Origin of the sequence: Chryseobacterium sp. Marseille-Q3244, assembly GCF_940807095.1 — a bacterium.
In the GTDB taxonomy this organism is placed as follows: Bacteria; Bacteroidota; Bacteroidia; order Flavobacteriales; family Weeksellaceae; genus Chryseobacterium.
In genome coordinates this window covers 35,771-60,718 of record NZ_CALNWX010000023.1, presented here as the reverse complement: position 1 = coordinate 60,718, position 24,948 = coordinate 35,771, and the positions used below count along the sequence as shown (strand labels likewise).

The 24,948-nt window shown below is 34.6% G+C and carries 18 protein-coding genes; 15 read left to right on the top strand and 3 right to left on the bottom strand.

Annotation, left to right across the window (positions count from 1 at the left end; all coding sequences use genetic code 11):
- The first annotated feature begins 108 nt into the window (after nucleotides 1–108).
- From NBX25_RS23385 to NBX25_RS23365, 5 genes are all read left to right on the top strand, one after another.
- The gene (locus NBX25_RS23385; protein ID WP_250255668.1) at nucleotides 109–993 is read left to right on the top strand and encodes an AAA family ATPase; all 885 of its coding nucleotides are present in this window, start codon (nucleotides 109–111) and stop codon (nucleotides 991–993) included.
- Between the two features lie 103 nt (nucleotides 994–1,096).
- Nucleotides 1,097–1,300 (top strand): hypothetical protein, encoded by a 204-nt coding sequence (locus NBX25_RS23380; RefSeq protein ID WP_250255667.1) that lies wholly within the window; start codon nucleotides 1,097–1,099, stop codon nucleotides 1,298–1,300.
- A gap of 290 nt (nucleotides 1,301–1,590) precedes the next feature.
- Nucleotides 1,591–1,734, top strand: a complete 144-nt coding sequence (locus NBX25_RS23375) for a hypothetical protein (protein WP_250255666.1) — start codon at nucleotides 1,591–1,593, stop codon at nucleotides 1,732–1,734.
- A 197-nt stretch (nucleotides 1,735–1,931) separates the two neighbouring features.
- On the top strand, nucleotides 1,932–3,824 hold the full coding sequence (locus NBX25_RS23370; protein WP_250255665.1) for a DUF262 domain-containing protein: 1,893 nt from the start codon (nucleotides 1,932–1,934) through the stop codon (nucleotides 3,822–3,824).
- Entirely contained in the window at nucleotides 3,811–6,270 is a 2,460-nt protein-coding gene (locus tag NBX25_RS23365; protein WP_250255664.1) for a DUF262 domain-containing protein, read from the top strand. Before NBX25_RS23370 ends, NBX25_RS23365 begins: the two co-directional genes overlap by 14 nt.
- Nucleotides 6,271–6,365: 95 nt before the next feature.
- Here the strand turns inward: NBX25_RS23365 and NBX25_RS23360 are convergent, their stop codons facing one another.
- Entirely contained in the window at nucleotides 6,366–6,854 is a 489-nt protein-coding gene (locus tag NBX25_RS23360) for a hypothetical protein (RefSeq protein ID WP_123856919.1), read from the bottom strand.
- Nucleotides 6,855–7,161: 307 nt separating this feature from the next.
- Here NBX25_RS23360 and NBX25_RS23355 point away from each other — a divergent pair, with 307 nt between their 5' ends.
- The 10 genes from NBX25_RS23355 to NBX25_RS23310 all read left to right on the top strand — a co-directional run bounded on the left by NBX25_RS23355 (nucleotide 7,162) and on the right by NBX25_RS23310 (nucleotide 22,537).
- Nucleotides 7,162–8,295: a 1-acyl-sn-glycerol-3-phosphate acyltransferase gene (locus NBX25_RS23355; RefSeq protein ID WP_123856921.1), complete on the top strand. Its 1,134-nt coding sequence runs from the start codon at nucleotides 7,162–7,164 to the stop codon at nucleotides 8,293–8,295.
- 737 nt (nucleotides 8,296–9,032) lie between these two features.
- Entirely contained in the window at nucleotides 9,033–11,411 is a 2,379-nt protein-coding gene (locus NBX25_RS23350) for a TonB-dependent receptor domain-containing protein (RefSeq protein WP_250255663.1), read from the top strand.
- An 83-nt stretch (nucleotides 11,412–11,494) separates the two neighbouring features.
- Entirely contained in the window at nucleotides 11,495–11,683 is a 189-nt protein-coding gene (locus NBX25_RS23345) for a class I lanthipeptide (RefSeq protein WP_123910793.1), read from the top strand.
- A 140-nt stretch (nucleotides 11,684–11,823) separates the two neighbouring features.
- The gene (locus tag NBX25_RS23340) at nucleotides 11,824–14,919 is read left to right on the top strand and encodes a lantibiotic dehydratase (protein WP_250255662.1); all 3,096 of its coding nucleotides are present in this window, start codon (nucleotides 11,824–11,826) and stop codon (nucleotides 14,917–14,919) included.
- Complete coding sequence (locus NBX25_RS23335) at nucleotides 14,906–16,132, top strand: lanthionine synthetase LanC family protein (protein WP_250255661.1); 1,227 nt, start codon at nucleotides 14,906–14,908, stop codon at nucleotides 16,130–16,132. Before NBX25_RS23340 ends, NBX25_RS23335 begins: the two co-directional genes overlap by 14 nt.
- 4 nt (nucleotides 16,133–16,136) lie before the next feature.
- Complete coding sequence (locus tag NBX25_RS23330; RefSeq protein WP_123910790.1) at nucleotides 16,137–18,344, top strand: peptidase domain-containing ABC transporter; 2,208 nt, start codon at nucleotides 16,137–16,139, stop codon at nucleotides 18,342–18,344.
- Nucleotides 18,345–18,615: 271 nt separating this feature from the next.
- Entirely contained in the window at nucleotides 18,616–19,644 is a 1,029-nt protein-coding gene (locus NBX25_RS23325) for a hypothetical protein (RefSeq protein ID WP_123910789.1), read from the top strand.
- A 3-nt stretch (nucleotides 19,645–19,647) separates the two neighbouring features.
- Nucleotides 19,648–20,574 (top strand): hypothetical protein, encoded by a 927-nt coding sequence (locus tag NBX25_RS23320; protein WP_123910788.1) that lies wholly within the window; start codon nucleotides 19,648–19,650, stop codon nucleotides 20,572–20,574.
- Entirely contained in the window at nucleotides 20,574–21,809 is a 1,236-nt protein-coding gene (locus NBX25_RS23315) for a hypothetical protein (protein WP_250255660.1), read from the top strand. Before NBX25_RS23320 ends, NBX25_RS23315 begins: the two co-directional genes overlap by 1 nt.
- A 182-nt stretch (nucleotides 21,810–21,991) precedes the next feature.
- Nucleotides 21,992–22,537 carry a hypothetical protein gene (locus NBX25_RS23310; protein ID WP_250255658.1) on the top strand — a complete coding sequence of 182 codons (546 nt, stop codon included), beginning with the start codon at nucleotides 21,992–21,994 and terminating at the stop codon, nucleotides 22,535–22,537.
- A gap of 92 nt (nucleotides 22,538–22,629) precedes the next feature.
- Here the strand turns inward: NBX25_RS23310 and NBX25_RS23305 are convergent, their stop codons facing one another.
- A complete protein-coding gene (locus NBX25_RS23305; protein ID WP_250255656.1) occupies nucleotides 22,630–24,117 on the bottom strand; it encodes a serine hydrolase domain-containing protein in 1,488 nt (495 codons plus the stop codon).
- An 87-nt stretch (nucleotides 24,118–24,204) separates the two neighbouring features.
- Nucleotides 24,205–24,789, bottom strand: coding sequence for a helix-turn-helix domain-containing protein (locus NBX25_RS23300; protein ID WP_250255653.1), 585 nt, complete (start codon nucleotides 24,787–24,789; stop codon nucleotides 24,205–24,207).
- Nucleotides 24,790–24,948: the final 159 nt, after the last annotated feature.

Genomic DNA, 24,948 nt, shown 5'->3' with positions numbered 1-24,948 from the left:
TCGTTGATTTTGTGGCCTGCTTCAATTAGAACAGACTGAGTTTCAACATCACTCCAGCTTTTCTTTTCAACATTGAACATGTTCAATAGTTTTTCAGAACTGAAAGGCATGAACGGTTCACATAACTTAACTGATCCAGAATTATTTGAATTTTTTGAAAATTTTAGATTAAAATTATATGGTCATGCAAAATTTAAAGATGATTTCGAGGAACAAATAAGAACATTTAGAATTTTTAATAAACTAGGTGAACATAAAATTTTATCATTCTTTTTAATGGGTGAATCTGGTGTTGGTAAAACAGAAGTTGCACGAAATATTTTCAATTGCTTGAATGGAGAAAAGAAATTTGCTAAAATTAATTTCGGGAATTATAGTAATGAATTTTCACTAAGTTCACTAATTGGTTCTGCAAGAGGATATATTGGCAGTGAAGATGGAGAAATATTTATGAAAGTTAGAGAAACTGATATTGGACTTCTGTTAATCGATGAATTTGAAAAATCAAATTCCGCTCTTTTTAATTATTTTTTAGAAGTTTTGGAAAGCGGTAAGATGACAAGTTCTATGGGTAAAGAAATAGATTTAAATGGTTTTATTATTGTTTTTACTTCAAATATTTCAAAAGATGATTTCAAAAATAGAATTTCACCTGAGTTACGATCTCGTTTTGACTATAAATGTATTTTTACATTATTGAGTAACGAAAGCAAGGAAAAATATGTAGAATTTAGAGCCGAAAATATAAGTAAAAAAGTACATTCAGAATTTCAAATTGAAATAGGAGAGCAATTAAAAAACTATTTATTAGAGGTAGTAAATGTATCTTCTTATAAAAATATGAGAGATATTAACAAACAAATTAAAAAGGAGTTTCTAAATTATCTTAAAATTTATCATATGGGGCAAGAAGATGAAAACAATAATGAGATCGAAACTTCTAACAACAGGTTTGGACTTGCTAGAAGGTTTTTAAATTTATTTAATAGTTAAATTTATAAATATGGCTTATTTCAGATGAACCCCAGACCAGAGACAACAGTACGGGAGAATTGCAGAGCAGAATAGGCTTTTTGTAAATAAAGCCAAAAGCTATATGGAACAGTACGCACAACATGTTCCGGTATTTTTGGACAAAGCAGAATTCGACAGGGATTATATCGCCAGAGAACAGATAGAACAACAGTTACAGCTACTAGATTCCCTCACAGAGCAGTTATCTGATACCAAAGTATTATTAGATCATGACAACTACCACAATGCAATCAGTTTTTACAGAAATCTTAGATTTTTTATCTGAAGAAAATGTTCCGGGAACCAATGTTGTCTATGAGGATATGAAACAGTTTTTTATAACACCACAACAATCCCAAACTCCTCCTCCACCAGCCACTAATAACGATAATCTGCAAGGATAATATTAAAATAACAGTTACATTACAAAGCACGTTTTCACGTGCTTTTTTCATGAGATACCCCCTTTAACCCATCCATAAGTCCCTCTACGGATTTGTACAAGAGTCTACAGCCCTTTCGCAAGTCCCGATAGCCGGTTATGCAACCCGAGATACCCCCTTAGGTAAGGGGGTATTGACACTTCATGAAAGACGTGGAGACAGTTTGGAAGCCATTACAGGGACCTGGCTGAGTGACTGGTGGGACTTTGGCAGGATCTGGAGCTACTTCTACTCAATGTTTATGACAGATCTCCCTGAAATTTATGGATTCCCGTAAGAATAGAACTGGAAATTTTCACTATCATTGAGAAAAACTTAGTCATGATACAAATTCAAATAGGTTGGACGATGATTTGGCATATACCTATTGCTAAACCAGTGAACCGTATAATCACTGATACATACAAAATACAGGAGTACAATGACAAAAAATCACACTCCTCTAACCAATAAACAACATTCAAATTTTTTAAAATGAATACAGGTGTAAAGCTGGAACCCATTGCCAGCCTTCTGCAGAAACAGTTTTTTATCAGGTCTTACCAAAGAGGTTATCGTTGGGATGAAGATCAGGCAAATGACCTTCTTAATGATTTTAACGGTTTTATAGAACAAGAAAATAAGCACGAGGATGAATTCTATTGCCTTCAGCCTGTTGTTGTACGAAAGATGCCACCATCTGAAAAAATGAAAATAGATTTTTCTCAAGAACCTGTTTATGAAGTCATAGACGGACAGCAGAGGATCACCACTATTGTTATTGTGCTTCATTATCTACTCCACGCATTATCCGGTGAGGTGAGGCTTAAGCTTCCCACCATTGCTTATGAGGTAAGGCCCGAAAGCAAAAAAATACTGGCCTCTTTCAACAACTATATGATGGATGATGAAAAACAAAAGGAGCTTGAAGATGATATAGACTTCTATCATATGAAAATAGTGTATGATACTATTGTAAAATGGTTTGAAGGGAAAACTCATCTGCATATTCCTTTTTTAAAGTTACTGACCTCCTATAAGATCAATAATGTACGGGTTATCTGGTATGAAGTGGGAGAAAAAGAAAACAGTATAGAAGTATTCAGAAGATTTAATGTAGGTAAAATTCCTTTATCAAATGCAGAACTCATCAAAGCGCTTCTGCTTAAAAATAATACTGATGTAAGCCCATCGCTAATATTTTCTATAGCCAAAGAATGGCAGATGATAGAAAATCAACTACAGGATCCTTATCTGTGGGGATTCCTGAACCCAAAGAAGAATTATACTTCCAGAATAGAATATCTGTTTGATCTTCTGTTCAGAAAAGAGAAACTGAAAAACAAAAACCTACAGATTGAATTTGATAAAAAATTCGGTACAGACAAAAGTGCTGTATTCAGGTTTTTTCAGGAAAGGATTAGCAAAGCAGGAAATAATCTGCAACCTATATGGGATGAAATAGTGTTGGTTTATGAACAGATTGAACAGTGGTATAATCATCCTGAGCACTATCATTATATTGGATACCTGCAGAACTATGAAAGGCCCAGGGAAACAAATGATATTGTGTTTGATATCATGAAGCTTTCCGAAGATGATGATGAGTATTTCAAAAGCAAGAGTGATCTTACAGACTATCTGATCGGAAAAATTAAAACCGATTCAGCCTCCTGGTTTAATAATAAGAAGAAGATTACACTAATCTACGAACAAAAAAATCTTCAGAAACTCAGGAATCTGTTTTTCCTCTTCAATGTAGAAACCTGCATAAAAATATCTCTTTCAGGAGACGGAGAAGAAACCTACCGGCTTCCTTTTAAACTGAATAAAGACAACAACTATGATATAGAGCATATAGACTCTAAAACAGAAAGAGAGCCTTCAGAAATGGATAATAAAGAAAAAGCAGAATATCTGAGAGATCTTTATCTTGATTATGAAACTGAACTTTATTACAAAATACAGGAACTACATCCGGAGGCCTTTGCAGAAGGAAAATTTTCACAACATTGGGTTGAAACAAACATTCTTACAAACTTACCTAAACTGGATGTGATTCTGGAGGAGGTATTGGAAGAACTTGACAAAAAACTGTCCGGAGAAGGAGATCAGCTGCCTGATAAAAACTGTATTGGTAACCTGACCGCTTTAAACAGTACCATCAACAGAAGCTACGGTAATTCTTTTTACAAAACAAAAAGAAGACGGATTATTGAGGAAGATCAGGCAGGAACCTATATTCCCGTTACTTCTAAAAATATATTCCTGAAATACTATTCCAAATACCCACAGAAATATTCCAGATGGACTGCCTCAGATGTAAATGAATACACAAAAGAACTGGAAAGCTGTTTAAATAAATTTATGCAAGATGAGAACGTATAATTTAAAAGACTTCTTAACAGCTCCTATTACTTCCGTAATAGAAAACGAGGAGGATTACTGCTATGAAACGATCAGTTATGATTCTCAAAGGAACCATAGTGACGAAAGCGGAAATATTCTTTCATCATTAAAGATCCCTTTGATACAGAGAGACTATGCTCAGGGCAGAGAGTCCAATACGGATCTGAGAGAAGGTTTTATTGCCAAACTGCTTCAGCATCTTGAGTCTGGAGAAGAACTGAAATTAGATTTTATATACGGATCTGTAGACCGGAACAACGGAACAGTGTTTCTTCCCCTGGATGGCCAGCAAAGGCTTACCACTCTGTTTCTTCTACATTGGTATATTATTAAAAAAGAATGTGACCCGGGCTCAGATTATGAAGAAATGTTTACAAAGTTTTCCTATGAAACCAGAGATACATCAAGAAGATTCTTTGAAAAGCTCTCAGGATTTTGTCTGAAGGGCAATCCAAAAGAAGACATAAAAAATGCCTATTGGTTCAGTGACCAGTACCGTCTGGATCCTACCATTGATGCGGTACTCAATACCCTTGAAACGATTCATACTTTCTATAACAAACTTCAGGAAAAAGGTGCTCTTTATCTCAACCTTGATAAAATTGTATTCTACGTTCTTCCTATGGATCAGTTTAAACTTACGGATGATTTATATATAAAGCTGAATGCAAGAGGAAAATTACTATCTTCCTTTGAGAATCTGAAAGCTGATCTCATAGGATGGATCAAGAACTGTAGTCATTTTGACAAAGAGGTAGAAAATGGCAATCTCATACTCCCTCACTTTGACAGCATTGCCTTAAAATTTGATAACCAATGGTCCCGCTTTTTCTGGAAACAGGCAAAAACCAATCGAATCTCTAAAAAAACTGTAGACCCATATTTTTTCAGATTCATCCATCGTATTCTGATTAATGAATATATTGTAAATTATAAAGGTACAGCAGGAGATCTTCTGACTGATGAAACATATACATCACTTCTCTCAAGAGAAAAAGAACTGTATTTTACCAGTTTTGATTTTTACAGACCACTGATTTCAAAAGAATTTGTATTAAAGCTGGAAAAACTTCTGGATTTTTATTCAGATCATGGTTTTGAAATATTTGATCACCTACAGCCTCTATGGAATACTGATTATAAATGGGATATTTTCAAAGGAGATGAGAATAACAGGTTTACGATGGAGGACAGAATGCTGTTTGATGCTGTAAACGCCTATGCAGAAAACAATAATACTTTCGATCTTTCACGGTTTAAAGACTGGATCAGAATAGTATGGAATCTCATAACAGATCCTGATATTAGAAGTATAGGAGCCAATAAAACAGCAATTCAGTTTATCCGTAGGATTGCAGAATTCTCTTCTGATATACTAGGAAGCCTCACCAGCGGCTTATTGGATACCTGGTTAGATGATCATAAAAATATTCACAGTATTCAACTTAAAGAAGAAAAACAGAAAGCGTTGCTTCTGTCAGATAATAAAAAATGGAAGGAAGCTCTATTCAACGCGGAAAGCTTTGGTATGCTGCAGGGTAATATTTCTGTGCTTTTGAACGAAACAAGTTCTCCTGAAATACTTCATGATAAATTTGAGAAGTTTAAATATTTATTTTCAGAAACCAGTCCTAACCAATTAATTGAAAATGAAGACAATAGTATCATGCGCTATATTCTGGCATCCTTTACAGATTGGGAAAAGCTACAATCATTCAATTTTTCCAGCACAGTACTGAACTGGAAAACTTATCTCCGCAGAAATAATGAGGTTATAGGTGCCATAAGACAATTACTCCCGCTTGACGAAGATTCTATACAGGATCATATTCTTAAAGCTATCAAAGGGCAGTCCCGTATTGATACTGCAGATGAAAGGCTTAGAATCGCCCACGCTCATCTTTATCAGGATAATGCATTTCACATATGGATGCAGAAAGATGGAGTAAATAAAATCAAATGGTTATGGGCCCACTTCTTCGCTATCAGACCAAGTGCTTGGTACAGTAAAGTAATGATCGATAATTACCGTAATGAACTTATTGAAGAATTGATCCAGACTTTTGGAATTAATACCCTCAATAATCACCGATGCGGCGATTCTGCCTATTTTTGGGGTGAAAGCCTTGAAATCAATAAGCACACTGAAAACTATAACATAAGTTTTTATTTTGATAGTGAGAAAATGCTTTATATAGGCCTTAAAAAGGACCTTAATTCCCATTTACCCTATGAAGATACTGACATTCATGAAGATGCTGACAAAATATGGATAAAGAAATTTGAGTTTGATTATTCATCCATAATAAGTCCTCAAGAAATAGGTTTGTTTATAGAAGAAATTAGAAACCGCTTAGCAGATGACAGCTCATTTTCAAAGGAACTGGAAGTAGAATATGTGACAACCGATCAGACCACAGAATAATCAAATGTTCTGATTTGTATTTTAACATAAAAACCAGCTGAAAGAGATTTTTTCAGCTGGTTTTATTTGAATCTAGATGGAGACTACTTTCTGTTTTATATTTGGTCATTCTGACTTTCCCTATTCGCTTCAATTTTTTTTACTTGTTTTTTTACTTGCATAGCCAGGTAATCATTGCTTATAAGATAAATAAGAAATAAGAAAAATAGAGAAACCACGATATATAGGAAAATAATAATATGATAGATATTCTTTGGAATAAATGATTCTATCAATAGAATGGTTATAAACCCACCGCCAAAAATAAAAAGAGTAAAATACATTAGTGCATTTGCAGTATATTCCTGATATTTCGTAATGTTTACGATAATTTTCCCCTGTTCATTTTCCTGTAAATACAAAAAGATTTTCCGGTAGACACTCCAGTCATATTTTCCCCCTACGTATTCTTTAAAAGCCTTCAGTTTTTGAGCAAAGGCGAGGTTAGTCTTTATACCAGTCTGTAACTCAAAAAGTTTCTCTTCAGCAATTTCTTTTTGATTTTCCAGATGGTTTTCTCTGATAATGGTAAATAATTTTTCCAATTCTTCCGTTTTTTTTAAACTGGATTTAGGTTCAAAAAATTTGTCAACAATTTTGAATAATAAATTAAAAGCCTCGTTAATCATATATTTGATATTTTAAATTTAGTGGTTATTATATAAGAAAAAATGATCTAAAAATATAAAAGCACCTAAAATATCAATAAAAATTACGGTTATATTATGGTTTCCAGTAAATAGTGGTGATTTCCCCAATTCCTACGCCATTCATAATACTTTAACAACCTTTATACCCTATCCCCAGATAAATTTTCGTTCTTTTGCAAAAAGTTTTAATTTTTACCATAACATGTCGAAGTTTGATGAAATCCGGTATTTTCATGATCAGGAAGTGAATGAAAGATTACAAAGCATAGCCCGTGATCCGATGATGAAAGCCCTGATGAACTTTACTTTTCCCGGTGAGGATGAGCAGGTTTGGCTGGAACAGTTTAAAGATGTCCATTCTATAAGTGATTTTCAACATCAGTTTGTTGCGTATGCTGTTCGTCAGATTCTTGCCAAAAGCTCTGAAGGATTAACTACTTCAGGTTTCGATAAACTTGATAAAAATACCTCTTATCTTTACATTTCGAATCACAGGGATATTGTATTGGATACTTCCCTGCTTAACCTTGTTTTGTTGGAAAGCGGCCACATTATGACGGCTTCAGCCATTGGGGATAATCTGGTGAAAAGAAACTTTTTGAATGTATTGGCTAAACTGAACCGCAACTTTTTAGTTCAAAGAGGGTTGTCACTTCGTGACCAGCTTACCAGTTCACAGGTGATGTCTGAATATATTAAAGAACAACTGCTTCAGGAAAACCGTTCTGTTTGGATTGCGCAGCGTGAAGGTCGTGCAAAAGATGGGAATGATGCTACTCAGCAAGGGGTTTTAAAAATGCTGGCCATGGCAGCCGGGGATCAATCACTGATAGAATATTTTAAAACATTAAAAATTGTTCCTATCTCTATTTCCTATGAATATGATCCTACAGATTCCTTAAAAATGCCTCAATTATTGGCACAACACAGAGAGGAAGAATACATTAAAGGGAAAAACGAAGACTTCAACACCATACTCAGCGGAATTTTAGGTCAAAAGAAACGAATTCATCTGCATGCCGGTGATGTTATTGATACAGAACTGGATGGCATTGCAGCTACCATTGAAAATAAAAACAAACAATTGCAGGCCATTGCACAATTGATTGATGATTCCATCATTCAAAATTATAAACTTTGGCCCACGAAATATATCGCCTACGATCTGAAAAACAATACGGATACCTATGCTTCACAGTATACAGAACAGGAAAAACAATTGTTTATCCGAAGATTGGAAATGCGAATTGACCCATCTGATCCTGTTTCTAAAGAATATTTCCTGGCCATGTATGCCAATCCATTGATTAATAAGTTAAAGACTGAACATAAATAAATTATTTATCTACAAATTCAGATAGATATTCTCCTGTATTTTAGAAATATCACGGAATCTTAAAAGATTTTTTTGGCCACGGATGCACGAATGAATAAAAAATTGGTGCATTCGTGGCTAAATTATACATCAGCTTGCAAAGAATCAATGAAATGGATTCCAGTCTTTGATACTTTAAAAATAGAGCAACCAAAACTTAAAATTCTTTACGCCTAAAAACAGAAGGATCATAACCTATTAAGAAAAATAAAGGTTTAATAGGAGTTAAGCTTTTTTAAAAAATATGAATAATTTCTAACAACAGATTTTCTCATATCTACAAAGAGAGCCTCAATCATTTTTAATAGATTCACCACACGATATTTTTAAGCTTTGATAAATAGATATTCTTTTTATCCCTAAAATTGATTTACAAACTATCTAAAAACCACAGGTTCTTTTTCATCAATTTTTCATACAATAACCTCAATTAAGAAATAATTTACAAAATTAGAATCCATTCATTTAACATAATATCACAAAATAGAGAAATAATTACGTTTTTTTAATACAAATTCAATAAAAAGCAATTTTTTTAAAATTATGTAACCCATAATATATTGAAAATCAAAAATTTACAATAAAATATTTTTCAGAAAAATTAAAAATATTTTTTTATTCACTTTAAGATTTGGTCAGTTAATAAAATTTTATTTCCTTTGGAAGGAATAATAACCATATAAAACTGACCTAATAACATGATACTAAGTAAATTTACTACTCCTTTAACTGTATTTACACTTTTAAGTAGTGGAGTTGTATTTGCTCAGGAATTCTCTGTTACAGGTAAAATTACAGACTCTCATAAGCAGTCGCTTCAATTTGTTCAAATCAAGTTACAAAAGACTGATAAAACATTAGTAGTAAACGGATTAACAGACAGTAATGGTAATTTTTCTCTTAAAAGTGAAAAAGGTGATTATATTCTTATTACTGAATATCAAGGTAAAAAATATTTTGAAAAGAAAATTAGCCTCCAATCCAATATAGATTTAGGTCAGATGCAAATTGCAGAAGATCAATCTATAAAAATTGAGGCGGTCAATATCAAATCGTCAAAAAAACTTATTGAACGAAAAGTGGATCGTTTAGTATATAACGTAGAAAATTCTATTGCTTCTCAAGGGATGACAGGACTAGATGCTTTACGAAATACACCGCTTATCAGACTTCAGAATGAAAGTATTTCTATCGTAGGAAAAGGAAATGTAGTAGTGATGATCAATGACCGGTTGATTAATCTTTCACAGAATGAGTTAGCAGGTTATCTACAATCTCTGAGATCAGATGATATCTCTAAAATTGAAGTCATTACCACTCCACCTTCAAAATATGAAGCTCAGGGGAATAGCGGAATGATCAATATCATCTTGAAGAAAAATCCGAATCTGGGCTGGAGCGGAAATGCCAGTGCTTCTTATCAGAAAACCAGTTATTATGGGTTTGGATCAGGGTTGACATTAAATTATCAGTCAAAGAAAATCAGTTCATCTCTGAAGCTTCGCCAGTATAATAACTCAACAAGACCTAAAGGTACGAGAAGTCTTATAGGATCTGACAATGGGATCTATACTAATGAAGTAAGAAAAGATGAAGTAAAAATATTGGGCTTTAACTATAGCTTAGATTATAAGATTAATGCGAAACAAAATGTAGGAATCATTTACGATTTTAACAGGCAGCGTAGCACCATGAATGCGGATGGAGCCAGCAGGTATGAACAACTAGGGATTATTGACTCTACTTTAAGCACAGTACAAAAGCAAGTTTGGAAAACACCTACCCATACTTTAAATGCGTACTATGATCTTAAATTAGATACTTTAGGAAAAAAATTGAGCATAACAGCCAATTACCTCAGCAATGCACCTGATAAAGTAAATGATTTTAATACATTAAATAATTTTTCAGCACAGGAAACTACCATTCGGAATAGCAGCGCTATGGATTATAGCATTTATTCGGGACAGGCAGATCTTACCCTTCCTTACCAATGGGGAAATATTGAAACAGGGGTAAAATATACATCATTTGATAATAAATCCAATGTTGAATATTACAATCTTATAGGTCCGGATTATATTATAAATCCAGCGAATAGTAATCGTTTTCATTATAAAGAACATAATTATGCAGCTTATGTAAGCTATCAGAAAGATTTCAGTGAAAAATGGTCTGCAAAGGCAGGTTTAAGGTATGAGTATACTCAATTTAACGGGACCAATCCGGGAGTACAAGGGTATGTAACAGAAGGTAAATATGGAAGATTATTCCCTACCGCTTATGTACGATATAAACCAAGTGATGATCATGTATTTTCCCTTAGCTATTCCAAAAGAATAGAAAGGCCAAGTTTTCAAACGCTTAACCCTTTCAGATGGTATACCAATCCTTATATGTATTTTACCGGGACCCCTACCCTGTCTCCTTCATATAATGATAATGTTGAGCTAACCTATACGCTTAAAAGTAAGTTCAGTGCAACGCTATATACTCAGTATAATAAAAACGGATTATCAAATATAGCCCGTCTTGTAGATGGTATTTATACCAACGTTTTTGAAAATGCATATAATGAAAATAAAGTAGGTTTACAATTAACATATAATGATACTTTCTTTAATATATGGGAAACATCGCTAAGCGCAACCGGAACTTATGCGTCCACAAGACCGATCATCCCTGAAGCTGAAAAAATTAAATTGTCTTCATTTTCATATACCATATATAATACAATAAGCCTTAATAAAGCAAAGACCTGGTCCTTATTAGTGAATTTCTGGCATGATCTGCCTTATGTATATTCTAATATAAAGATCAAAACTCAGATGAATTTCTCTCCGGGAATTAAAGCATCATTTCTGGATAAAAGACTTAATGTCAGCGCAGTAGTAAGTGATGTGTTCAGAACATTAACAAGTGAGGGATATTCTTACAATGCAGGTTATCGCAATGAGTTTTACAACTACTTTGACCAAAGAAGACTTAACCTGAGTGTCAATTATTCTTTTGGAAATAGAAAAGTAAAAGGGGCCGGAAAAAATATAAGATTCGAAGAAAAATCAAGAGCTAACTAAAGCAAAAATACACACGCGCGTGCAGGAGGAACTCGAAAATCCTTTAAAAGAGTAGAGACTAAAAATTATAAAATTTTAATATCATGAACAACAAATTCAGCCAACTGCAATTAAACAAAAAAACAATTGCTAAACTAAACGAAAGACAACTAAGCACTGTAAAAGGAGGTAACAAAGTAATTGCACCAGTAAGAGATGGTGACTGTACTACTACTTCAGTGACTAACAATTGCACCACTACATCAACAACTGGAGCAACAACTAACTTATAAATTCCTGAAACCTTCCCAATTGAAGAAATTGGGAGGGTTTCTTCTATTTTCTAAGCTAAAAATCCAACATATTTATTGGCAATTTATAGCATCTTGATCTTATCTTTTATCGTAAGAAGTCTCATTTATAATATAAAAATTTGAAACCAAACTTCCTTATTCCTACAAATTTTTTTGTGGTCAGAATTTCGACCCTTTCATTTGCCAACATGCAGCACCTGAATGATGCCATGATGGCAAAAGATATTCATGCGGTTAAAAGATATTTTGGGGAAACAATCTTCCTTAATGCCGTATATCTTGCTAGTAGAACTTTTTATTATACCGCTTTGGACTGGCTGAATGACGAGAAAACAGCATTTGATCCTTCAGACCGTATTCTTCAAAGTTTATACAAATATTATTCCAGAATGTGTACCCGATGTACACCTTATGGGCTATTTGCAGGTTTTAATTCAGGAAAAACACACCAAGGAGAAACAAATATTCTATTAAAAAGTAATGATTATACTTTAAAAGTACGAACCGATGTCCTTTTTCTCAGAAAATTAAAAGATCTTATCATTGCAGAGGATAACGAAAAAATCCCTTACTTTTTAAATAACACCCTTTATACCAGTGGGGATAACTGGAGATACATCAGCTGGAGTAAACGGTACGATTATGAAATAGCTGAAGTTTCCATCAATCCTATATTGAGTTCTATTATTGATCAGGCTCAAAACGGAACTACGATTTCCGAAATAAAAAATCTTATTTCAAAACAGATATCAGGTATTGATGACCAAGAAATTATAGAGTACATCAACTCCCTGATAGAAAGTAAAATATTAGTGGATAAACTTCCACCTTATATGACAAGTCTGGAAGATCCATTATCAGAACTCCAAAAATATCTTTCACAGTATGGGTATAAAACGGATTCATTGCAATCCATTGCAAAAATACAGAACAAAACATACGATGTCTTTACATCAGACCGTATCGTAGAAGAAATTGAAAACAAGGCTGAGGAATTTGCTGATATTATTGAAGAAAACAGGCAAATTGTTCAAATTGATTCTATTATCCCTCTAAGAGAACAGTCCATAAACCAAAAGGTAATTTCTTTATTATCCAAAAGAACTGAAGAACTAATTCCGTTGGTTAAAAGTAAACCTCATCACAGGTTAACAAACTTCACCAAAAGGTTTATCAGGAAGTTCGAATCAATGGAGGTTCCATTGGTTAAAGCTCTTGACCCCGACTTTGGTGTAGGATATGATTATCACATAAGTGGCAATCTTGAAGAGACCCCATTACTGGATGAGCTTTATTTTACTTTTGAAAGTCCTGAGAACCATGAAAGCGTACCCCCTATTGTCAGATTGGTTCTTGATAAATATATTCACTGTTTTTCCCCTGAAAACTTCACGCCTATCATCCTAACAGAACAGGATGTAAAAGCAGTAGGCAAAAAACAGGATCCCCCTCTTTATTTTGGCTATAACAACCATATTTTTGGTTCATTTATATGCAAATCTCAGCAGGATGTTGATAGTGGAAATTTTAAATTCCTTACCGTCTCTCCTATTCCTACTCCATTGGCTAATATTATATTATCAAGATTTGCCTATCATGATCCGGAATTGGCAGAGAACTTAAAAACAATTTCGGAAAAAGATTCCGAAGACTGCATTTATGTAGAACTCCTTCATCATAGAGAAGATAGGCTGGGTAATGTTTTACAACGTCCCAACTTTCATACCTATGAACTTCCTTATGCTTCGGAGAGTAAAAATAATGATGACTCCGTTATATTGATTAATGATATTTATATCCGTTTTGAAAACGGAAGATTAAAACTAAGATCAAAAAGACTAAACAAGGAAATAAAACCTAAATATACTAATGCCTATAACTATGGCGAAAACCAGCTGCCGGTTATTAAATTTTTAGGCGATTATCAATTCAGTGGGATTGATTTAGGATTTCTTTGGAATTGGGGATTCCTTGAAAAAAACAGTTTCCTTCCACGAGTAGAATACAAAGAATTTATCCTGTCTGAAGCCTGCTGGCGAATTGATATGGACAAAGAGATGACCGCAGAAAAATTGAAAAAGCTTGTCATCAACAAATGTATTCCTCAGTTCTGTACCATCAAAGAGAGAGATAATGTCCTGGTTTTAGACACTACTAACGAAACCTGTCTCCACATTTTAGCCAGAAATATTACAAAGGAGGATATCTTCTTGTATGAGTATTTTGAACCTTTACAATTACCTGACGAAAATGGAAAAGCATTTGCTTCTGAATTTATCTTCCCTTTTACAGTAAAAGAAGAAAAAACTTCACCTGCCAATCATTTTTCCCATCACACTGAAACGAAGAAAAGAAAATATATACCGGGTGATGAGTGGAGTTTCTATAAGATCTACACCAGTCATAAATATGCAGATACCATCATCACAGAAGTTCTTGCAGACTATGTAGAACATTTTGAGCAGGATGACTCTGAACACCCTTGGTTTTTCCTAAGATTTCAAGATCCTGAATATCATGTCCGTTTCCGTATTAAGAGGAAGATCAATGAAGAAAGCCTTCAGTATCTGAATAATAGACTTTCTGTGCTTTTGGAAAATGACATGATCAGCTCTTTTGAAATTGACACCTACAAACAAGAAATCGAAAGATATGGTGCTGAAAATATAGAGCTTTCAGAGAAATTCTTTTATTATGACAGCTTAGCGGTAATGAACTTTCTTAAAATTGAAGATCTTAACGAAGAGATCAGATGGAAAACAGGTGTTTTTTCACTCAACCAGCTGATGAATGATTTCCAGGTTTCATTGGATGATAGAATTTATCTATTTGAACAGCTCTATCAAACCTTTCTTCCTGAGCATGTGGATCATTCCAATCCGGAATATGTACAAAAATTTAAAAAATCAATCGATAAAAAATACAGAGATAACAGAGATTACCTGGAGGCTGTTCTCCGTCAGCATGATTACAGTGAAATAGAAGACTTCATTCAACCATTTATAACAAGGTCAGAGAATATTAGAGAACTAACCTCTCTAATAAAAAATACAAAATCAGGATCTTCCTACATTACCTTATTGCAGGACTATGTTCATATGAATATGAACCGTATTTTTTTAACAAAAGCAAGAATGCATGAATTCGTTATTTACTTTTTCATGTTTAAAACCTACAATTCGATAAAACACAGAAAGCAAAATGCAGAAGCTTGAAATTCAAAATATTATCAATAACATTATAACACAGATTGATCAAAACATCTCTATTTTTTCAGATGCTTCGATAGAATATGGAAAAATGGGAGCTGCATTATTGTATTATTACGGTTACAAACATTTTGATAATAAAGAATTTCTGGATAAAGGAGAACTGATGATTGAGGAATCTATTCAACTTATTTCTAAAATTTCTACTGATGATGAATATATTCCCAAATACAAGGGAGACTCTGTTGCTCAAACGCTGGCAAGTTTTGGCAAAGGGTTGATGTTTATTCAAAATCATTTTGATCTTGACTATGATTTTTCCGAATACTATGAATACCTCAATGATACGCTGCACGAAACGGTAAAGCAGGATCTGGCCAGGAAAGATTATGATTATTTCAGTGGAAGCCTTGCCAGTGGTTATTATTTTCTTAACCGGTATATTCATGATAAAGATCCTTATGCCCAAAAGGTTTTAAATGAAATTGCAGCTTCTATCATTAAGAATGCGGTTATTCTTAATCAGGAAGAAGTGTATTGGCCTTCGCCAAGCTATAACAATCAGGTTTATCTGGGACTTTCCCATGGCTCAGCGATGATTCTCAATTTCCTGACTAAGATTTACGAACATGGAATTCTGGAAGCAGAAGAACAGAGATTCAAAGAAATCATCTATAAGGCTGTTTATTTTTTAATGAAGCAAAAAAGAAATCAAACCAACGGTTTTTTCCCTTATAGATACCCTAACGCTGAAACGGTAAATGAAACTCAGCTATCGATGTGCTATGGAGATCTTGGGATACTCTATGCATTATATAATGCTGTAAAAAGATTCCAACTGCAGGAATTTGAAGATGAGATTGTACAAATGTTGCATGAAAGCTCACAACGAAAACTAAAACACAGTCATACCCAGGATTCAAGTATTCTTTATGGCTGTTCCGGTCTTTATTATATGTTTGCTGATCTTTACAACAGAACTTCCGAAAAAATCTATGGTGAATCATCCCAGTATTGGTATGACCAGATCATTTTTTACTGGAATTCCGATAAAGAAACACTGGCAGGTTTTCAATTTGATTATGAAGACGATCAGCAAATTCACCCCTCAGCAAAGTATTCTTTCTTTTGGGGAATCGCCGGAATTGGAATTACCTTGATGCAAGGCAGCCAGAAAAAGCTCCCTTTTCCTCACGAATTATTATTAACTGGAATCTAAGCTTATGAAATTCATTCCTCAACATGATCAGATGGATTGCGGACCGGCTTGTCTTTCCATGATTGCCTCTCATTACGGACGAGATATAAGCCTCCAATATATACGGGACAGATCTTATCTTACCCGTGAAGGAGTTTCGTTGCTTGGTTTGCAGGAAGCGGCTACAGAAATAGGATTTGAAACCATGGGCGTTCAGTTACAGGTTGAAGATTTGGAAGCCCTTCCACTCCCTTGTATCATCCATTGGAATCAAAATCATTTTGTTGTTTTACAAGGGATAAAAAAAAGGATATTCAGTAAGAAAAAAAGGTACAAAATTGTTGATCCCGGTCATGGGTTCATCTCTTTTAATGAAGATAAATTTAAAAAAAGTTGGGTAGATGATGCAGAATCCGGCATCGCATTACTTCTGGAACCTGAGGAGAAGTTTTATAAAAACACCAATCAGAATACCCAGGACCCTATTTCCTATAAAGAATTGGTTTCTTACCTCATGCCTTATAAAAAGCAATTGGTTTTACTATTCTTTTTACTGATATTGGGAGCTTCAACAACACTTATTTTCCCTATTCTTACTCAAAAACTTATAGATAATGGGGTCAATAAAAAGAATATCAACCTGATTGGGATCATCCTGTTGGCCCAATTAGCTTTTTTTTCAGGAAACATCATATTCGAAATTATCAGAAACTGGATTACGCTGAAGATTGGAACCAAAATCAGCATCCAAATTATATCAGATTTCCTCAAAAGGCTTTTACGTCTTCCAATAAAATTTTTTGACACCCGTCTCTTAGGAGATTTTAGTCAGCGTATTCAGGATCATGAAAGAATAGAACAGTTCTTAACATCGCAAAGTATTCTGACCTTATTTTCTTTAATCACGTTTTCTGTCTTCTTCGGAGTCTTATGTTACTACGATTACAGAATAATGCTCGTGTATATTGTTTTAACCTCTATTTCTGTAGTGTGGTCACTTTTCTGGCTGAAAAAGAGAGAGATTATAGATTATTTTAAATTTCATCAGCGTGGAGAAAATCAAGAGACCATTTATGAAATCATCAATGGTGTTTCTGAAATGAAATTAAATAATTATGAAGAACTGAAAAGAAAAGAATGGGAAAATATACAACAGAAACTCTTTAAAACGAATTTGAGAATCCTGAAAATCAATCAAATTCAGCTGTCTGGTTTTGAAATTCTTAACCAGTCTAAAAATATTCTTGTTACGTTTCTTGCAGCCTATTTTGTGGTGATTGATTCGATGTCTTTGGGAACCTTATTAAGTATCTCTTACATTATAGGACAGATGAATAGTCCTGTTAATCAGTTAGTCAATTTTTTCCGCTCTTTACAGGAAGCTAAACTGAGTCTTACCAGGCTTAATGAAGTTCAGAACCATCCTCAGGAAGAGCAGATTGGACTAGAGGACTTGCGTATTCATCATTCTGTTTTTACAGAAAACGGAACTCCATACGGAATTCGTTTTGATAAGGTATCCTTTCAGTATGAAGGCCCCAAATCACCATTTGTACTAAAAGATATTGATCTCTTTATTCCTCAGGGTAAAATAACGGCTATCGTTGGTGCAAGTGGCAGTGGCAAAACAACACTGATGAAACTTCTCTTAAAATTCTATGATCCTACAGCTGGAAAAATATATTACAATGATCAAAACGTACACGACCTATCTCCTAAAAGCATAAGGGAAAACAGCGGAACCGTAATGCAGGACGGATTCATTTTTTCTGACACCATCGAACGTAATATTGCTACCGGAGATGAAGTTATTGATGATAACCGAATGCAGCATGCTATTAATGTAGCGAATATCAAAAGCTTTATAGATGAACTTCCCCTAGGTCTCCGTACAAAGATTGGTGCTGCCGGTAATGGAATATCCGGGGGACAGAAGCAGCGTATTTTAATTGCAAGAGCTGTATACAAAAATCCGCATTATATCTTTTTTGATGAAGCTACATCAGCTCTGGATGCTGATAATGAAAGAATTATTCACAACAACCTTCAATCATTTTTTATGGGAAAAACGGTAGTTATTATTGCTCACCGCCTGTCTACCGTTAAAAATGCAGACCAGATCATTGTTCTTAAAAACGGTCATATTGTGGAGCATGGAAATCACAGGCAATTGGTAGATACAAAAAAGGAATACTACAACCTGGTTAAAAATCAATTGGAATTGGGAAATTAAACCCTACTTTCCTTTATTTCGATTTCGAATAATTCCAATTTAATTTTTCTTCTACTTGATCATTATATTCAGAAAATTACATTATTTACTTTTAAAAATCTTCTTTATCTCCAAAATCTACGTGAGATAACTCTTCAAATCACCATTCAGATCAAATCATAAGCGTTGTCCTTTACGGGTTCCCGTAATGTTCCTCAGCCTGTTGTTCGTAGTTTCGGGCATTATAAAACAAAGTGTTTTTTATAACCTCATTCAAAACAACAGATACATTATGAATAAAAAAACAACTCCTGCAGATCTCTTTTTGGGAATTCTTGCCTTATTACTTATCAGCGTAAGTTTTTACCAAACCTGGCTTGGATTACAACAGATCTTTGGCCCCGCATCATTTGTCATTGCTTTGGTATTATCACTGCTGCTCCTCTTCCTATGCTGGATGCTGAGAAATGCCAAAATGGAAGGTAAACCTACCGGAAGCCTGGTGGGGATTTACATTTTCATTGCTTCTTTCTGTTTCATAGCCAATTTTAATGCCCTTTATACCAGGTTTATGAAAACAGATATTTATACGGATGAACTTCGTGACATCAATAAAAATTTCACGACTCTTGAAAATGATGTAGAATCGAAATTAAGCTATAAGTATAATAAAGCGACTACCCAGAATATTGAGATCAAGAAAAAACAGATGATGGAACAGATCAAAGATCCCGGTAATAAAGGAATTGGAACCCGTGCTCAATTATTGATTAAAGATATTGAAAGGTTAACGGGGCAAAAGGTAGATTTACTGACTCCTGTTGGGGAAGACTACGAAGATCTTGCAGAAAGAATGGGAAAACAGATCGACAATATTGTATCTGATCTTTCGCCTGAAGAAAAGGCTCTAAAAACGGACATCAATAATACAGCTTTTAAGTGGAATAAAAATATTCAGGAACTGCTTCTTTTGTCTAAAAAGGATAAAGACGGATTGTCTCAGGGGCTCATTGATGAATCTCTTTCTGATTATAATAAACTGGGAAGCAGAGCACAGACTGTTCTTGGAAATGATAAAATACATTTTGAACCTGCTGTTTCAAAAACCCAACAGGTAGGAAAAATCGGTTTTGCGTTTGAACATGCCATCAAAAATTTTGGAATGTACCAGTTTGTAGTACTGGCGGGCTGTATCTTACTTGATTTTGTGATTGTGATTATCATTTTACTGGTTACAGATTCAGGAAACTACAATGGAAATAATAATAGAAGCGTCTTCACCAATAAAAGAAGCGGTAAAACCATCATCCCTAACAACTAAGCCATGGAAACTAAAGATCATTTAAAACCTCTTTCTTTTGAGACAGAGGAAGCATTGAAACCGTTATCATTTGATTTTCAAAATGATACTAAAACAGACTTTGTCCCGATTGCCAAAACCATTTCCAATGACATCAGGAATAAAGACAGTAATTTTGTCTTTTTCTTCGGAACAGCAGAGTCCGGAAAATCTGTGATTCTCTCCTCAATGCTTTACTATCTCAGATCGTATGCTGGCGTTCTGAGACCCAAACTGGGAACTCCCAACTCTAAAGAAGCTAATGTTTTGCTCTCAGATTTTTTTGAAAATATCAGACAAGGTGTGCTTCCCAACAGAACAACGAGGGATCAGGTAACCCGTCTGGATCTTGTTTTTGAACCAAATAACCGATCTAAAAGAGTGGTTCCTATAGATCTTACGTTTCTGGAAACTTCCGGGGAAAACCACAACGATATCCGAAGAGGCGGAAGCTACCACAGCAGTATAGAAACCTTTCTGAATGCCAATATTCCGCTTACTTTTATCATTGTAACCAGTTATGAAACTGCGTATAAAGATGATTCTTTAATCAATGAATTTCTGGATGAGCTTGAAAGAAAAGGTAAGAATTTAAAATCGGTGAATGCTATTCTGGTTATTTCCAAGTGGGACAAATCGGGAAGAATGGATGTGGAAAGTGCTGAAGCTCTTGATGCTTTTATTTCTGAACATCTTCCCATGACCTCACAACGTATTGATACGTATGGATTAAGCAAAAGCTATTATACCATCGGAAGTATTCAGAATACCACCGGAAGTGAAAAAATTGACCTGTTGAATCTTTCTACGGCTGAAGTACTTGCAAAATGGCTCTACAGAAGTATTGTAGGTTATGATCTTGATTATGAAGGAACATTCTGGGAACGTATCAAATTTAGCTTTACAAATTAATGGATAGTACTTATTTTTTTTCGGCATTCGGGACTTTTGGTAACCCGAATGGCTTCAGGCAATCCTTTTTTTTGGGTGGAAATCAGAATATTGCTAAGGAAATCAGAACATTTGATCTTAAAACCGATGCCATCAAACTGTTTCCTCAAAGCAATATTTACTCAATAAGAAAAGATTATTCCGCAGGATACAACCTCATCTCCTACTCTGTTTACACGTTCGCAAAAGAACAAAACTCAGACAGAGGCGGAACATTTATAGGTTCAAGCTTACTTTTTGTAAATAAAATTGCTTCGGAAGGGCTTATCATCAGTACATTAAATGACTTCCAGCATATTCTTGAAAAAAATAATTTGTCAGAAGGCATTATTACAGTTAATCATTCCGATCAATTTTCCATCCAAAAACCTAAAGATTTTGATAAAATAGGATTCAATGTCCGGGAAGTGGATGAGCTGAACTTTACCCAATCCGGTGGTAATTATCTCGTCGTTTACTGCGAGACGAATGCCGCTCAATTGCAGACCTTTTTTAAAAAATCTATTGACCTTTTGAATGTTTTTGACACTATTTACTTTACTCAAAGTCATGAAATTGGAGAATTTGTAAAACAAAAAGGAATCTTTAAAATTGTAGATGCTGACGGTTTTAAAAAGGAACTGGATAACCTTGAAGAAGAAAGACGCAGAATTCTTCAAAACGCGATCATTGATCTTAAAAAGGAAAAAGAAGATTTAAAAGAGGTGAAAACAAAACTGCTTGAAGACCTCAACATACAGATCTCACAAAATGAAAAACGACATCAGGACAATGAAACCAAAATAAAGGAATCTAAAAAGGGAATTGAAATCATCAGTAAAGAATACGACCAATATTCAGAAAAAATTGAAGAAGTGATCCGTCATCTTACTGCCGATGGAAAGATAGAAACAGCTAAAAAAAGACATCAGGAAAATAAACGTGCATTTACCAATACTGTAGATCAGAACAGAAATGTAGAGTCACTTTCTCCTCTATCCTCTTCCTCGAATGGAAGAATACAGCCACAAAAAGACAATCAACCTTATCCTCAAGGACTCTCCGGCTTTCACAGTTCCGACAGAAATCAGGAAAAAGAGTTCAGGCTGGACGGTTTCAAAGTCGCTACACTGATTTTATCATTGCTGTTAATCGGAACTTTCGTCCTATGCTTCATGTGGATGCCGGAGAAATATTTGGAAATATTCTCTAAATAATATGGTGATTCACGATCAGAATAATATTGACAAAAAACTGTATGCCTTTTTCTTTGAAACGGTAAAGAGCTGGGTACAGTAAAATCTAAACCAATAATCCGACTTATATAACCTCCAGCTCCCATCATTGATCTTCTGCCTTATTAAACTTAAAGCCTTATCTTCGTAAAAAATTTGACAATATGAAAAAAATGATATTTCTGGCTTCGGCTGTTCTGGTATTAAATTCATGCGTGGTAAGAACTGCAACTAAAGTAGTGTCGGGAGCTGTAAATATTGGTTATAAAGCGGTAAAAGGGACTGTGAATGGTATTAGCTGGGCGGTAAGCAAAGCAAAGGGAAAAATAGATGAAGACCGTTTAGATGGAACCTGGAAAGTAGTAGGTGCATATAAAGGTTCTTTCGAAGATTTCACCAAAGATCAGAATCCGGAAAGCACATTTTCTTCGGATTGTACAGAAGGTTTTGACCAAATGATCTTTAAAGCTAAAAAATCTAAGTTTAAACCGGTACATTGCAGTTCTGATAAGGAAGACTGGGTAAAATACTCATTAGAATTTGGGAAAAACCCTATTACTAAGGAAAAGGAAAATTATATTGAATACAATTCCAATAATTATATATCCGTGATTGATGTCAACAACAAAACAATGGTTTTAGAAGGCAACCTGATGCCTAAACTGGCATTTTCCGGTGCCAAATTATATCTTTTGGAAAAGGTAAAATAAAAATAACAAAGCCTGTCTTCACAATGAAAGACAGGCTTTTCATCAATAAAAAGTTTATTGGTTTTTTCTAAGATATTATCTGCCTAAATTCTTTATTTGGTTTCTATATCAACAATTTTTCTTCCCTGTTCTCCCAGATAATGAACAACCAGTTTTTCATAAACTTTATAACCATCATCAATATTGGTAAAAATGATAATTCCTTTCCCAGAATCAGGAAGTACAATGGCAATACATCTTGTGCCCTGATCAGCACCACCGTGGGATAACGCATATTCGCCACCACCCAGATCATAGATTTCAAGACCTAGCCCAAAATACTTATTTTCTTTAATCTTCACCTGTTTTCTTATCATATCTCTAAATATTTCAGGTTTCAGATTTTTTCCCTTCATGATGCTGACCATAAAGTTTCCATAGTCTTCTATCGTTGTATGCAGATCATCGGCAGCATTAGCCTTTTTAATTTTTTCTATTGGGTATGTCTCTCCTTTTTCATTGTATCCTGTCACAAATCTTGACTCATCTGTATTTTGGTCCCAAATATAATTGGTATCTTTCATTTTAAGAGGCTGAAAGATCAGTTCTTTTGCAAGTTGTTCCAACGGCTTTCCAAACTTCTTTTCGAGAGCTTTCCGAAGGTATTCAAAACCTTCCCCGGAATATTGATATTGGGTACCGGGATCAAACTGAAAACTTAGCTTCTTATCATTATTCATCCATCTCCAGTTTGGAAAACCGCTCTGATGGCTCAGAATCATCCTGGTTGTAAGCTTATTATGTCTAGGATCATTGATAACATCCGGATCTATCCAATAAGCATCCAGAGGTTCGTCCAGATTCCAAAGTCCTGAACCGGCCAGGCATAAAGCTACCATTGCGGTAACCGGCTTGGTGAGAGATGCTACATTAAAATAGGCATTACGGGGAGCGGGAACTCCTTTTTTAAGCTGGCCAAAAACTTTTACCTCCTGAAGTTTTCCTTCATTAATAATTCCCAATCCAAGGGCAGGGATTCTATTTTCTGTCAGCCAGTTGGCCATAGACTGGTCATTATCAAACATCGTTTCACTATCGGTGATTTGTTTTGGATGATGATTGAAGCTTAATGAATTCTTAAGTTTCCACTCATTATTTTCCAGCACCCAAAGATGAGTAAATCTGGCTTCTCCTACCAGTTTCTCAGGCTGACTTCCCACCCTTTCATAAAACAGATGGTCTGCATTCTGAATGGCTGCATATATTTTTCCGTCTTTATACATAGGATAAATCTCATTGCTTTTCTCAAGCAGGACTCTCTTCACCTGATAGGTTTCCGGAGATTTACATAATCCGTTTTTAAAATGGGTTATAAATACCTTCCTGTCTTCAAAGCCGCCTTTATCGTGATAGAATTCAAACCCGTCACTCAACAGACTTTCCATCTGCCCCGTGTTGCAGGTATTATAACCTACGGAAAAAAGCAGACTGTCTTTTGACATAATAATTTTATAAAGAGAATCTGTTTTTGGTAATTGGGCTTGAATACTATTAAAAATCAAAGTAAAAAAAAGAAGACCCAATGAAGCTGTCTTTGTCATGATTAAATTTTTGCCAAAGATTAGATTTTCGTCTGTTTTATGACGAAAAAAGAACCCGACAAAAACCCGACAAAGCCCTGACAGGTTTTATATCATACTGAAATTCAATCTAAAATACAATTTTCTCTTCTTATCAATCTCTGCAGCGTTGCGAAGGATAATAAAAACATTGGAGAGGACAATGGCAATCATAAGAACCAGAGTAAACTGTCTTCCGAACTTTAAAAAGATCCCCAACATGAAAACAATAGGTGCCATCACCGTCCATATCATCTGAACAGAAATGATTTCTTTCACCAGACTGTTTCTCTGCTTCATCGTAAACATCAGGAGAAGTGGAACAAGGATGTTTAGTGGTGGCAATAGCGTGAAGAGCAATGAGGAAAGATTGATAATTTTAATGAGAGAATAATTGACATCCGATTGCTCTTTTTCCTTCACCTCCGGAATACTTTCCTCAGATACCTCATCATTGATCTCAGGAATTACAATAGTATCTTGTAATAAATTTTCCTCTATTTCCAATGCCCGAGCCAGTGCTCTTAGCGTATGTCCTTTCGGTTCTGTACCTGCTTCAATCCGTTGAATTGTTCTGACAGAAATTTTCGATTTTTCTGAAAGTTCTTCCTGGGTCAGGTTTTTCTGTTCTCTTACAGTTTTTAGTTTAGACATAGAATAGATTACGATGGATGTGTTTTCAATTCATCTTCACCGGCTAATTTACAGTTTTTTTCAGTGTTCTGTGCATTTAGATTTCCCAGTGTTGTAAAATAAAAGAGCATTCTGAAAATTTCAGAACGCTCTTTCTCCGGAATATTTTATATTTGAAAT